The organism is Paenarthrobacter sp. MSM-2-10-13 (genome assembly GCF_011605365.1).
Lineage (GTDB): Bacteria > Actinomycetota > Actinomycetes > Actinomycetales > Micrococcaceae > Arthrobacter.
In genome coordinates this window covers 83,566-97,183 of record NZ_JAAOXO010000001.1, presented here as the reverse complement: position 1 = coordinate 97,183, position 13,618 = coordinate 83,566, and the positions used below count along the sequence as shown (strand labels likewise).

General features: G+C 62.9%; 10 protein-coding genes and 2 tRNA genes. 4 read left to right on the top strand and 8 right to left on the bottom strand.

Annotation, left to right across the window (positions count from 1 at the left end):
- The first annotated feature begins 131 nt into the window (after positions 1–131).
- On the top strand, positions 132–1,355 hold the full coding sequence (locus HAV21_RS00470) for an ROK family protein (RefSeq protein WP_142938314.1): 1,224 nt from the start codon (positions 132–134) through the stop codon (positions 1,353–1,355).
- Between the two features lie 27 nt (positions 1,356–1,382).
- On the opposite strand, the gene HAV21_RS00465 is transcribed toward HAV21_RS00470, so the two are convergent.
- The 8 genes from HAV21_RS00465 to HAV21_RS00425 all read right to left on the bottom strand — a co-directional run bounded on the left by HAV21_RS00465 (position 1,383) and on the right by HAV21_RS00425 (position 9,938).
- Complete coding sequence (locus HAV21_RS00465; protein WP_166839862.1) at positions 1,383–2,954, bottom strand: Na+/H+ antiporter; 1,572 nt, start codon at positions 2,952–2,954, stop codon at positions 1,383–1,385.
- A gap of 118 nt (positions 2,955–3,072) precedes the next feature.
- On the bottom strand, positions 3,073–3,729 hold the full coding sequence (locus HAV21_RS00460; RefSeq protein ID WP_142938312.1) for an NAD(P)-binding oxidoreductase: 657 nt from the start codon (positions 3,727–3,729) through the stop codon (positions 3,073–3,075).
- Between the two features lie 65 nt (positions 3,730–3,794).
- Positions 3,795–3,868 (bottom strand) — tRNA-Met (locus tag HAV21_RS00455).
- Between the two features lie 61 nt (positions 3,869–3,929).
- Positions 3,930–4,001 (bottom strand) — tRNA-Thr (locus tag HAV21_RS00450).
- 496 nt (positions 4,002–4,497) lie between these two features.
- On the bottom strand, positions 4,498–6,663 hold the full coding sequence (locus tag HAV21_RS00440; RefSeq protein WP_142938311.1) for a DEAD/DEAH box helicase: 2,166 nt from the start codon (positions 6,661–6,663) through the stop codon (positions 4,498–4,500).
- A 394-nt stretch (positions 6,664–7,057) separates the two neighbouring features.
- On the bottom strand, positions 7,058–7,714 hold the full coding sequence (locus HAV21_RS00435) for an MOSC domain-containing protein (RefSeq protein WP_142938310.1): 657 nt from the start codon (positions 7,712–7,714) through the stop codon (positions 7,058–7,060).
- A 32-nt stretch (positions 7,715–7,746) separates the two neighbouring features.
- A complete protein-coding gene (locus tag HAV21_RS00430) occupies positions 7,747–8,421 on the bottom strand; it encodes a response regulator (protein ID WP_166839860.1) in 675 nt (224 codons plus the stop codon).
- Positions 8,418–9,938: an ATP-binding protein gene (locus tag HAV21_RS00425; protein ID WP_166839858.1), complete on the bottom strand. Its 1,521-nt coding sequence runs from the start codon at positions 9,936–9,938 to the stop codon at positions 8,418–8,420. Before HAV21_RS00425 ends, HAV21_RS00430 begins: the two co-directional genes overlap by 4 nt.
- A gap of 152 nt (positions 9,939–10,090) precedes the next feature.
- Between HAV21_RS00425 and HAV21_RS00420 the strand changes: the two genes are divergently transcribed.
- From HAV21_RS00420 to HAV21_RS00410, 3 genes are read left to right on the top strand one after another with little or no spacing between them, the layout of a single operon-like run.
- Positions 10,091–10,789: a Tat pathway signal protein gene (locus HAV21_RS00420; RefSeq protein WP_166839856.1), complete on the top strand. Its 699-nt coding sequence runs from the start codon at positions 10,091–10,093 to the stop codon at positions 10,787–10,789.
- A 2-nt stretch (positions 10,790–10,791) separates the two neighbouring features.
- Positions 10,792–11,997 carry a glutathionylspermidine synthase family protein gene (locus HAV21_RS00415; protein ID WP_166839854.1) on the top strand — a complete coding sequence of 402 codons (1,206 nt, stop codon included), beginning with the start codon at positions 10,792–10,794 and terminating at the stop codon, positions 11,995–11,997.
- The gene (locus HAV21_RS00410) at positions 11,994–13,520 is read left to right on the top strand and encodes an APC family permease (RefSeq protein ID WP_166839852.1); all 1,527 of its coding nucleotides are present in this window, start codon (positions 11,994–11,996) and stop codon (positions 13,518–13,520) included. Before HAV21_RS00415 ends, HAV21_RS00410 begins: the two co-directional genes overlap by 4 nt.
- The last annotated feature ends 98 nt before the right edge of the window (positions 13,521–13,618 follow it).

Here is a 13,618-nt window from a genome sequence, read left to right as displayed (position 1 = left end):
CGCTAGTCTGAGTGACGTGCGCCACAGGGTCAAGCTTTTAACGGAATTGCGTCACAATCTAAATTTATGTACTAAATTTAGAGAGATCGTTCCATCGCTCCCGATGGACGCCCAAGAGTTTGGAGTACCCCATGCTGAGCGGGACTGCACCGTCAACCCAACTGGTACGCCGGGTCAACGCCAGCGCAATGCTCAAGGCCATGCGCGGAGCCGGTGTCCTCACCGGAACCGAGTTGATGGACTCCACCGGACTCTCGCGCGCCACTGTCATATCGATCTGCGATGAACTGGTCCGGCTCGGTTGGCTCCGGGAGTTGGAGAACCAACGGGGCACCGGGGACTACGTCAAGGGACGCCCGGCCCGCCGCTTCGTATTCGACGACGACGCGGCCAGCGTCATCGGCATCGACATCGGCGCCACCAAGATCACGGCAATCGTGGCCAACATGGCAGGGGCATCCCTGTCCAGGGTCACCATGCCCTTCCGTGCCTTCAACCTCTCTGCCGATGAACGCGCCGACGTGCTGGACCGCATTGCCGCAGACGCCCTGAAGCAGGCAGGAGTCACTGCGGATTCCGTGCTGGCGGTCGCCGTGGGGGTTGCTGCACCGGTCAGCCGCGACGGCGAAGTCCTCACCGTCCAGGAATTCTGGAGGTCCTTCGACGTCCGCAGGATCGTCGCTGAGCGGCACGGCTGGCATGTCCTCCTGGAAAATGACGCCAACCTGGCCGCCTTGGCCGAACGGTGGCAGGGCACCGCGCAAGGAGTGGACAACCTCGTAGTCATGTTGGCCGGTGACCGCCTGGGCTCGGGCATCCTTGAATCCGGACGCCTGCTCCGCGGCCAGCTCGGAGGCTTCGGTGAACTGGGCTACCTGGACACCGTGGAAGGCGTGGGAGACACCTACGGAATTGCCCACTACGCTGCACGGTGGGGCCGCGAAGCCATGGAAGCCAGCGCCACGACCTCGCTGCACACTCTCTGTGGCGGCCATCCCGAATCCCTAAGCGCCGAGATGGTCTTCGAAGCCGCAGCAGAGGGCGATAACGCCGCGCGAACCGTGCTGGACCGCCTGTCCGAACGCATGGCCCGGGTCATCGGTTCAGTCAGTACGTTGGTGAACCCGGACCTGGTGGTCATAGCCGGGGCCGTGGCGGCCTCGGCCCACACACTGATTCCGGGCATAGAGGAAAAGATGACAGAGTTCACCTTCACTCCCCCGCGCCTGGCAACCTCGCCCCTCGGGGACGGCATTGTCTCCCTCGGCGCAATCCGGCACGCACTGGACTACGTCGAGGAACACGCACTGGATCTCTACCCGGCCTCACTGTCACAGCAAGTGACGGCCAGTTGATTCGCTGAGCCCCGTCCGGTGTCGATCCTAATCCGGCATGGACATGGTCCGCAGGTCCAGCTGCCGGAGGACCCTGTCAGCGACTTCCGGATCGGTGCCTGGCTCATTGCGGGCCGCCACCACTTCCTGGCGGGCTGCGTCCAGGGCGATGGTTTGCACGGCAATGGAGAGTTCCCGTCCACGCTTACGCTTCTCGGCGACGGACTCGTTCTGCAATGTGCCGTCCAACAGCTCAGCGTGAAGGCGGCGCATCTTCTCCTTCACCAAGGTCACCTTCTCGGCCGGGAGTTCCTTCATGAGGTCGTGGTCCTTCAGAGCGGCCACGGCGGCAGACTGTGCACGCTTAGCCAGGACCTTCGCGGCGTCCTGTTCGTGTGATCCGTCCTCGGTCGCATCCAGGACCCGCATGAGCCACGGCAGCGTGAGCCCGGGCAGGACCAGGGTGGCTAGGAGCACCGCGCAGGCGATCACCAGGATCTCGTGGCGGGCCGGGAAGTCGCTGCCGTCCGGCAACGTCATGGGGAGTGCCAGGGCCAGCGCCAGGGTGGCGAGGCCGCGCATGCCGCACCATGTCAGGATCAACACTTCCTTGGGCGAGGTTGGCTGCAACAGGTTTCGGCGTTTTCGAGCGGTGAGGGCGAGTAGACCCAACCACAGGAAGCGCACCACAAACACCAGGACGCAGATCACCACCGCCATGCCGATCATGCCAAAGATAGCCGTGCCTTCATCGCGGATGACGTGACGGATTTCCAGCCCCACCAGCCCAAAAGCCAGCCCGGTTGCCAGCAGCTCCACCACGTCCCAGAAGGCGGTCCGCGTGATGCGTTCGGCGGCATCCTGAGGCCGCGTATGGCGCTGCAGTTCCAAGGCGGTGACGACGACGGCCACCACACCTGAGGCGTGCAGCTCCTCCGCGAGGATGTAGGCGGCGAAGGGAACAACCAGGGTCACGGCACTGCGGGCAACCATGGACGTCACCAACGTAGTGATGAACTTGGTCAGCCAACCCATCGCGACGCCAATCACCACGGCCAGTGCGGCGCCAATGACAAACTGGGGAATGACCTCGGGGCCAACTTCCTTGCCGGACATGGTTGCCGCAACCGCTGCCTGGAAGATCACGATTGCCGCGGCGTCGTTGAAGAGTCCTTCGCTCTGGAGGACAGTGATGAGCCGTCGCGGCATGTGCACACGACCCGCCACGGATTCCACCGCAACGGGGTCCGGAGGGGCCACCATGGCACCCAGCGCAATCGCCGCCGGAATGCCGATACCCGGGATCATCAGCCAGGCAGCACCAGCCACTACTGCAGTGGAGACCACCACCAGGGCCACGGCCAACAGCAGTAGTGTCCGCCAGCGTACGCGAAAAACCGCCCAGGAGCTCTTTTGCGCGGTCGCGAACAACAAGGGCGGAAGGAAGATCGGCAGGATCAGTTCCGGCGAAATCTCAAACTCGGGAAAGCCCGGTATGAAGGTCAGCCCAACGGCCAGGAGCAACATCAACACCGGGTACGGAAGCCGAAGCCTGTCCCCCAAGCCCACTGCCACCACCGTCGCGAGCAGCAACCCGACAATGAGCGCCAACTGATCCATGTTCCTGCTTCCCCAGAGGTTGTAAGGCCCTTCCCCGGGCGAAGCCGAAAAAGGTCCCTACCAACATATCCCGGTGCGCAGGCTCACCCTGTGCGTGGTCCGCGTCTCCAGTGCAGGATCAGTCCTCCGTGAGGGCATCCACCACGTCCTTGGATCCGTCCTTAAAGGCGATGGTCCGGTGGATGGTGCCCGGCAACTCCAGCACCGCCGCAGTGACCAAGGCAACATTGGCCCGTGAGGTCTCCGTGCCGCTACCGGGGTTCTCCGGGTCAGTCTGGATCTGACCCGTGGCCGGCTCGTCGGTCAAGGTTCCAGGGCCCAGGACGGTCCAGTCCAACTCGGTAGCCCGCAGGTAATCGTCGGCCGCCGCTTTGGCCTCGGCATAGGCAAAGAACGGGTTGTCGGCGGGCACACCGTGGTCCTTGGCAGCACCAATATAAGAAACCATCACATACCGTTTAACCCCCGCCTCTGCGGCGGCGTCCATCGACCTGATGGCTGCGTCCCGATCCACGGCATAGGTCCTGTCAGGATTCCCTCCACCGGCTCCTGCTGACCAGACCACGGCATCGTGGCCCTTGAGCGCTTGGGCGAGTTCCGCCGTCGTCGAGTTCTCCACATCCAGCACCTCAGCCGAGGCACCGGTCTCCGTGACATCTGCCACATGGTCAGGATTTCGGATGAAGGATGTGACGTCGTGACCTTCGCCACTAAGAATGCGGGACAGATGCAGGGCCACTTTCCCGTGGCCACCAATGATTGCGATTCGGCTCATGAAACCATTCTGTCCCACTCAACGAAAAAAGACCCCGCAGGCAGAAGCTGCGGGGTCTTGCTCTGTAGCGGTGGGGAGGCTCGATCTCCCGACCTCACGATTATGAGTCGTGCGCTCTAACCAACTGAGCTACACCGCCACGAATGAGAAAAACCTGTGTCAAGCCGGTCAAAACCGCCTTGACACAGGCCCTCATCCAGAGCCCCCCACCGGAATCGATCCGGTGACCTCGTTCTTACCAAGAACGCGCTCTACCACTGAGCTAGGGGGGCAACGAGTAAATACTCTACCGGACGTTTTCGGAAGCTACAAATCGGCGAAAAAACGCGAAAAGACAGCGCCGACACAATTTGCGAAGACGCTCAATCCTTGATCTATTTTCGGCTTCAAACAGGCAAGCTTCAGGGCAACCGGAGCACCTGTCCAGGGTAGATCCGGTCCGGATTTGGCACCGTATCCGCGTTGGTGGCAATCAGGGAACCAAGGTCCACCCATACAGCGCGGCGATCCCGTTCATGGTGTCACCCTGCTCCACCACAACCTCAGTGGCCCGCGGCGCCACTGGACCTGGCTGTCCGGCCCCCGTAGCGGCCTCCTGCGCTGCTGCAGCGTCCGCGGCCGCACGGAACCCGCCCCATGGGAAATTCCCGCCGCACACCGGCGCGCAGACACCAGGACCCGGAGGTAAGCGTTAAACACGTCAGGGGGCCGGCTCGATAGCCGACCCCCTGACGGGAACTACTTAGTGTTTACCACTTGCGAAAGTGTTTACCACTTGCCCTTGCGGTTGAAATCGCGGTGTCCGCCTTCGCCGCCACTGCGGGGCTTGCGTGCACCATCACCGTGGCCGCCGAAGCGGGATCCGCTGGCCTGGCCGCGATCGCGGTCGCCGAAGCTGCCTGCGGTCCGCTCGGAGCGGTCGCTGTAGGAGCGGCCACCGCGGTCAGCGGAGGTACGCTCGCCGTCGGACTTACGGAAGTCCTTCTTGAAGCCGCCGGAACCCTTGAAGTTTCCGCCACCGCGGTTTTCGCGGTCGCCGTAGCCACCGCGTCCGCCAGCGCCGCCACCGGAGTAGCCGCCGCGCTCGCTGTTGGGCCTGCGGCCGTTATCCAGCTCGAGGTTGATCAGCTCACCACCGATGCGGGTGCGGGACAATGCACGCAACTGATCGGCGCTCAGGTCTGCCGGGAGCTCCACCAAGGAGTGGTCCGAGCGGATATCGATGCCGCCGATCTGTGCGGAGGAGATGCCGCCTTCGTTGGCAATGGCGCCTACGATCGAACCCGGCATGACACGCTGGCGGCGTCCCACGGAGATACGGTAGGTGGCGTTGCCCTCGGTCAGCGCGCGGGTCGGCCCACGTGAGCCGAAGCCATCCTTGGAGCGCTCACGCTTCTGGTACTCGGGCGCTGCAGGCAGTTCCTTCACCAGCAGAGGCTGTCCACCCTGCGCCATGACGGCCAGGGCTGCGGCGATCTCAGAGGCCGGAACGTTGTGCTCTTCCTCGTAGGACGAGATGAGGTCGCGGAACGCGGCAACGTCTTCGGATGCGAGGGTCTCCGTAATGCGCTCTGCGAACTTGCCCAGACGCAGGGTGTTCACAGTCTCGGCAGTAGGAAGGTGCATCTGCTCAACCGGCTGACGCGTCGCCTTTTCGATGGAACGCAGCAAGTACTTCTCACGCGGCGTCATGAAGAGGATAGCGTCACCCGAACGACCCGCACGGCCCGTGCGGCCGATGCGGTGCACGTAGGACTCGGTGTCGTGAGGGATGTCGTAGTTGATCACGTGGCTGATGCGCTCAACGTCAAGGCCACGGGCGGCGACGTCGGTAGCAACCAGGATGTCAATGCGGCCTTCCTTCAGCGCGTCAACAGTGCGTTCGCGCTGCTGCTGCGGGATGTCGCCGTTGATGGCGGCAGCCTGGAAACCGCGGGACTTCAACTTGTCGGCGAGGTCCTCGGTAGCCATCTTGGTGCGCACGAAGGCGATAACGCCGTCGAACTCTTCAACTTCGAGGATGCGGGTCAGGGCGTCCAGCTTGTGCGGGCCCATGACCTGCAGGTAGCGCTGCTTGGTGTTGGCACCGGTGGTGGTCTTGGACTTCACCGAGATCTCAGCCGGGTTGTTCAGGTACTGCTTGGACATGCGGCGGATCTGGCCCGGCATGGTGGCGGAGAACAACGCAACCTGACGGGTATCAGGGGTCTGCTGGAAGATCTGCTCAACGTCATCGGCAAAGCCCATGCGCAGCATCTCGTCAGCTTCGTCCAGCACCAGGTACTGGAGCTCGGAGAGGTCCAATGAACCCTTGGCGATGTGGTCAATCACGCGGCCGGGGGTGCCGACAACTACCTGTGCACCGCGGCGCAGCCCGGCCAGCTGTGGGCCGTAAGCGGAGCCACCGTACACCGGGAGGACGGTGAAATCGTCAATGTGCTTGGCGTAGGAAGTGAATGCCTCAGCAACCTGGAGGGCCAGTTCACGCGTCGGAGCCAGGACAAGCGCCTGGGTCTTGCGGGACGGGCCGTTGAGGTCGTGGAGTTCAGCCAGGCGGGACAGGGCAGGAACGGCGAATGCCGCGGTCTTGCCGGTACCGGTCTGGGCGAGGCCTACGACGTCGCGGCCTTCGAGCAGCAACGGAATGGTGGCTGCCTGGATGGGGGACGGCTTCTCATAGCCGACATCCTGCAGGGCGGCCAGGACGCGTCCATCGATGCCAAGATCGACGAACTTGACGCCTTCTTCGTCCTCGTCCTCTGCCTTGGGGGCAGGAGCTTCGGTGAAGGCGGGGGCTGCAGTCTCAGCTGCAGGAGTCTCGACGGGGGCAGCGGCAGCAGCCGGTGCTTCAGCTTCGGCGGGTGCGGAGGTCTCAGCTACAGCAGCGGACTCGGCGGTCTGGGCGTCGAAGTTTTCGTTGAGATTTTCGGTCATAGGGGGAAATTCCTCATCCATAGGGCAGTCGGCGCGGCCCGGTTGGGCTTGGCCGCATTACTCGTCGCGAGAAACAGGAAAGGTGCCCTGTTTGTCGCAAGAAGTCCGGCGCTATCGCAATCCCATGGCAGGACTTCCCGCTGCATCTCTTGGCTGCTATCCCAGCAGTCTGTACAGCGTTTTCTTTAGCCGGCTCTCCCTATGAAAATGCCCACACACATTTGCGGGCCCCAACACTTACCAGTCCTGCCTCAAGAATTGGGCAGGATAAAGGGATTTCCGGAGTGGGGGATATTTCAAGTGTAGGGCACGCAGGCCCATCAGCGCGACCCGAGGGAGCACAAGGGCGGGGTGAGCTTGTTCACACCCGGATCTACGGCCACACGGTGGGGACCTAGAGTCCGTTTCTGCGCAGGACCTTTTCGAAGACGGGGTGGTAGTCCTCCTGCAATCGGATCTCGCCGTCGGCATCGGCATCGAGCAGGATCTGGACCAGTTCCGGAGTGGGCTCACTAAACCACTGACCCACGGTAATTCCGTGCCGGGGGACGAAAGTGCGGTGGATGTGATCCCCCGCGGAAATGGTGCCTGTCTTGATCACCCGAAGGTAGGTGCCAACCCGGCCGGCCTGCGTGAAACGCTTCACCCATTGCGGCTCGCCGATCACCCGTTGGAAGGTGGCGCACGGAACCCGTGGTGAGGTGACTTCCAGCTCCACATCCAAACCGATCTTCCAACGTTCGCCAATGACAGCCCCGGTGGTTTCGATGCCGGTGACGCGCAGGTTCTCGCCGAAAATTCCGGCCGGCATCTCCCGCTGCAGCTCACCTGACCAATAGTCAGCATCAGCCTGCGAATACGCGTACAGAGCCTGGTCCTCCCCGCCGTGATCAACCCGGTTTGCCTGCACATCCCCATGCAGTCCGAGTCTGTGGACCTTAACCGGCCCCTCCACCGGGCGCTTGTCCATGCCGGTGACGCCCACGCTCCCCTCGGGGTCGGGCAGCAACTGGTGCACACGGCAGACGGCCAGGAGGGATGCGGTGTTCATGGACAACAGTGTACGGACGCAAGGAGCCAGGATTAAGGATCGAAACGGTAGCCCATGCCCGCTTCCGTGTGAAGGTGCCTTGGTTCGGCAGGATCCCGCTCCAACTTCCGCCGAAGCTGGGCAATATATACGCGCAAATACTGCGTTTCCTTCGCATACGCCTGCCCCCACACCTGGGTGAGGATCTGCTGCTGGCTCACCAGCTTCCCCTTATTACGGACCAGCAGCTCCAGGATGTTCCACTCCGTGGGTGTCAGGCGCACTTCCGCGCCATCCTTGATGATCTTCTTGCCAGCCAGGTCCACCATAAAGTCCGTGGTGGCCAGTGTTGGTTCCTCATGTTCGGTAACAACCCGGCGCGAGGCGACCCGAAGCCGCGCAAGCAGCTCATCCAAACCGAAGGGCTTGGTCACATAGTCGTCCGCACCGGCGTCGAGCGCTTCTACCTTGTCCTCAGAGGCGTGCCGCGCGGACAGCACAATGATAGGCATGCTGCTCCACCCGCGAATGCGACGAATGATCTCCACTCCGTCCATGTCCGGCAACCCGAGGTCCAGCACCACAATCTCCACTGGTTGCTTGGCCGCAGCCTGCAAGGCCTCGGCACCGGTGCCGACGGTCAGCGCCTGATAGCCATGCGCTTGGAGGGTCACCTGCATGGCGCGGGCAATACGGGCTTCATCCTCAACAATGAGCACCAGCGTCATTGCGCACCCCCGGTCCACAGCGGCAACGTGACCACCATGGTCAGGCCACCGCCCGGCGTCGGCTCCGCAGCAAGCCTGCCGCCCATGGCTTCACTGAAGCCCTTCGCCACAGCCAGGCCCAATCCGATCCCGCCACCGGCGCTGATCCCGCCTGCAGGCGACTGCGATGGGGAATCACCAAAGCGTTGAAACGGCTGGAATATATCCACCACTTCCTTATGCCCCACTCCCCCGCCGTGATCGATGATTCTCAGTTCGCTGGCGGGCCGGTCCCCCAGGGTGATGCCCTCTCCGGCACGGGCCGTCAGGACCACATCGGACTCCGGCGCATACTTCATGGCGTTCTCCACAATGTTGGCCACCACCCGTTCAAGCATCCCGGCGTCGGCCTGCACCGGGGGAAGATTGGGCGGCAATTCATTGCGCAGCCGTTCCCTGGGGACCCCCCGTAGCGCCTGCGGCAACACCTCAGCCCACACAATGCCCGTCAGCAGCGGATTGACCGCGTCAGCCGTAATGCGCGACATGTCCAGGAGGTTGTCCACCAAATGGTCCAAGCGGTCGGCGTACTCTTCGATGGTCTCCAGCAACTCGCGTTCCACGTCGGGAGGAAATGTCACGTCCTCCTGGCGCAGGCTGCTGACAGCGAGCTTAATCCCGGCCAAAGGAGTCCGGAGGTCATGTGAGACGGCGCGCAGGATGGAGGTCCGCATCTTGTTGCTTTCAGCCAACCTCACGTTGTCCCTCCGGCTTTTCACCAACTGTTGCCGATCCCGGACAGCCACAACAAAAGCCCCGAAGGCGGCCAGCATCCGTTGCTGGTGGGCTGACAACGGTCCGCCGCGCAGCAGCAACGTGTAATGGGGATCGACGACGGCGGCATGGTCTGCGGCGGCATGGGTCACCGGCGGATTCGGGCCGGCACCCGCCAGGACCCGCCACTCCGGTGTCGAACCGGCTGACGCGCCCTGCTGCGATGAACCCAGTAGCGTCACCGCTTCCATACCCAGATTGCCGCGCACTTTCTCAAGGAACGATTCCAGGCTTCCATCAGAGCTGAGGATGCGCAGGGCGAGCTCACTCAAGGCCGTGGCCTCTGCCCCTGAGCGGGCTGCTTCCTGCGCCCTGCGGCTGGCAAGGCCCACGGCGAGCGCAACCCCGCACGCCACCGCCAGGAAAACCACCAACGTGAACAAGGTGGTGGGATCGGCGATGGAGAGCGACCCCACCGGGTCCGCGGAGAAGTAATTAAGGAGGAAGCTGCCCAGCACAGCGGCGACTACCGCCGGCCACAAACCTCCGATGGCCGCCACGGCAACAGCTACGGCCAGTTGCAACAGCATGATCATGGCAAAGTTGCGGAATCCGAGGACCGTGACCATGAGTTCAATGCCTGGCGGCAACACAACAGCCAACACCAGGCCCGTGATCACCCGGGCGGTGCCGATGCCGCGGATCGGCGGGAGCCGCAGCAGCACGCCGTCGTCGCCGCTGCTGTTTGCTTCAGGTCCCGCCATGGCTACATCCTTACATGCTTCCAAACATGGGGACTTATCCCCATTCACGGCCGTCACCCGTGCCTGCGCGGCGCACAGGGACTAGGCTTGCTCTGAGTATTCTGGTCCGGCGTGGCGCCGGACACTTCAACGGTCTATCCAGGGGGATATACATGGGCCCGAATGACAGCCCTGACGCAGCCGGCAACAACGGCGGCAGCAGGGACAACAACGGCGACTTTGCGGCGGGCAACAATCCGCCCAAGCCTCCTCCGTGGCAGGTACCCAAGCCCGAGCTCCACCCTGAGCTGTTCACGCCCGTCGAGAAAGAACCGGTGCAGGGCAGCACCGGCAAGCGCAGGAAAAAGCCCGCCGGGGCACCCCAGCCTGGGGCTGGAGCACCCAAGCCCGGCCAACCCCTCCCCGTGGTTGACCCCTTCGCTAAAGAACGCGAGCGCGGTGAGGCGGAGGCGGCCAAGAAGAAGAAGCGCTCGCATCGCCGCACCCTGGTGGTGGGTCTGGGTGTGACTGCCCTCCTGGCCGGAACCATCACTGCGATTGTGGCCAGCAACAAGGAGGAAGCTGACTACGCGCAGGTCTGTTTCAATGAGGAAACCGGCGAGCGCGTTGATGACAACCAGTGCGACAACAGCAGTTCGGCGGGCCGCAGTTCAGGGGTTTACGCCTGGTACTTCTATTCCCGCGGGGCCAGCGTGCCTGCCGTGGGCCAAAACCGCAGCTCCTACCCGAGCTACACCAAGAATGTGCCCACGGACGCCAAGGCTTCCAAGGGGTACAGCACCAAGGGCGGCACGGTCAGCCGCGGCGGCTTTGGCAGCAGCTCCAAAAGCGGCGGAAGCTCGGGGGGCTAGGCGTGCGTCGACTCCCCTCCGAGCCCAGGCCGGACTGGAAGCAGAAGATCGAAGAACAGGGCCTGGTATTTTCCACTACCACCATGCCCGATGGCCGGAACATCGAGTACTGGAACGAATCGGCCTATTACGAATTCACCGAAGACGAGGTGGAAACCCTCGAGAAAACCGCCGAGGACATGCACATCATGTGCTTGGAGGCGGCGAAGTACCTTGCCACCGGGGCCATGGGCGATATCGGCATCGGGCGGCAGGCTCTGGAATTGGCCGGGGAGTCGCTGCAGGCCGGCGACATGGATATTTACGGTCGCTTCGACTTCATCTATGACGGCAAGGGTGGTCCGGCCAAGATGCTGGAGTACAACGCCGATACCCCTACCGGGCTGATCGAGGCTTCCGTGGCTCAGTGGTTCTGGCTGCAGGACGTCTTCCCGGAGAAGGACCAGTGGAACGGAATCCATGAGGCCCTGATCCGTCAGTGGAAGAAGCTGCAGTTCCGCACCGGCATGAGCACCTTGCATGTTGCCCACTCCGAGGCGGAGGAATCCGGCGAGGACTGGATGACGGCGGCGTACATGCGGGATGTTGCAAGCCAGGGCGGTTGGACCACCATCGGGATCAATATGTCCGATATTGGCTGGGACCCCAACCTGAACCGGTTCGTGGACCTGGACAACTTCATGATCAGCACCATGTTCAAGCTGTACCCGTGGGAACTGATGATGAAGGAACCCTTCGGACACCGTCTCCTTCAGCGCGCCCACAACCCGCGCTGGGTTGAGCCGGCGTGGAAGATGCTGTTGTCCAACAAAGCCCTGCTGGCTGCGCTGTGGCACCTCTACCCCAATCATGAGAACCTGCTGCCTGCCTACCTCGGCGATCCCGGTCCTCTCAAGGAATGGGTGGCCAAGCCGCTGCATGGACGCGAGGGCGACAACATTCGCATTCACGCCCCCGGCATCGAAATCCAACAGCCAGGTGGTTATGGTCGCGAAGGCTGGTGTTTCCAGCAGTACCACTCCCTCCCCGACTTCGACGGCAACCATCCTGTCCTGGGCCTGTGGGTAGTGGATGGCGAATCCGTGGGCTGCGGAATCCGCGAATCAGACGGACCCATCACGGACTATTTCTGCCGCTTTGTCCCCAATACCATTGACGCCCCGGCGCCCATCGCGCCCCCTGCTACTGCCTACGGAGCTGCACTATGAGCACAGAAACCTCGACGCCGGGTGGCGGCTCAGCGGGCGGCGACCGCACCGCCGTCGTACCTTCCAAAGGCCTCCACGCCGGGATCCTGGACCTGGGCGACTCCGTCATGCTGGGCCTCGCCTCCACCGCGCCCGTCTACTCGCTTGCGGCAACGCTGGGACTCATTGTTGCAGTCAACGGCAACTACACTCCCCTGATCCTGATCCTCGGCTTCATCCCCGTGCTGTTCATTGCCTACGCTTTCCGTGAGCTCAACAGCGCCATGCCGGATTGCGGTACTACGTTCTTCTGGGCCCGCAAAGCCTTCGGTCCGTGGACTGGCTGGCTGGGCGGCTGGGGCGTGGCCCTGGCAGGTGTGGTGGTGCTGGCCAACCTGGCGCAAATCGCGGGCAAGTACGTGTGGCTGCTGATCGGCGACGGTTCACTGGCCGATAACACCTGGCTGGTCACTGCCACCGGTGTGCTGTTCATTGTGTTCATGACGTACGTGAACCACCGCGGCATCCGTTTGGGCGAGCATGTCCAGCGCACCCTGACCTACATTCAGTACATTTCGCTGGGCATCTTTGCGGTGGCCATTGTTTTCCGGATCGCAGGCGGTGCGCCTGAAGGGCAGGCCTTCGACTTTGAGTGGTTCAATCCTGCCGGCGCCTTTGCAGATCCCGGCGCCGTGGTTCATGGTGTCCTGCTGGCTTTGTTCATTTATTGGGGCTGGGACACGTGCCTGGCGCTGAATGAGGAGACGGAAAACCCTGCCAAGACCCCCGGCCGTGGCGCCGTTCTCTCCGCCACAGTCCTTCTGGCGATTTACGTTTCCGTGGCCCTCCTGGTGATGATGTACGCCACGATCGGTACCGACGGCATCGGACTGGGCAACGAGGCAAACCAGGACGACGTCTTCCTGGCCATGAAAGACGTTGTGCTGGGTCCTTGGGGCTGGCTGATCATTGTGGCTGTGCTTGCCTCAGTCCTGTCCTCCACGCAGACCACCATCCTGCCCACCGCCCGCGGAACCCTGTCCATGGGTGTCCACGGCGCGCTTCCTCCCCGGTTCGGCAAGGTCCACGAGCGCTTCATGACTCCGGGCTTCTCCACTCAGGTGATGGGTGCGGTGGCTGTGGTGTACTACGTTGCCATGAGCTTCCTGAGTGAAAACCTGCTCTCGGACTCCATCAGTGCTATCAGTTTGTTCATTGCGTTTTACTATTCGCTGACTGGTTTCTCCTGTGTATGGTTCTTCCGCTCCACGCTCCGGGATTCGGCCAGGAACCTGTGGTTCCGCGGCATCCTGCCGTTCCTTGGTGCACTATCCCTTGCTGCGGCTTTCTTCATCTCCGCAGTGCAGATGTGGGACCCGGCCTACGGCGACACGCAGATCTTCGGCATCGGCGGGGCGTTCGTCAGCGGCGTACTGTTGTTGGCCCTAGGCGTTGTGTTGGCGGTCGTCTGCCGCTTCGCACCCTCCACCCGGGGTTACTTCACCGGTGAGCGCGCCGAGGTGGGTGTGGTCCGCGGCGAGTAGGCTGCGTTCCTCCCCAGTTAGTCTCCCGAAAGGGCCGGAAACACCCTGCGACACGGGCGTTTCCGGCCCTTCTTTCGTTGAACCGGGGAACTAACCGG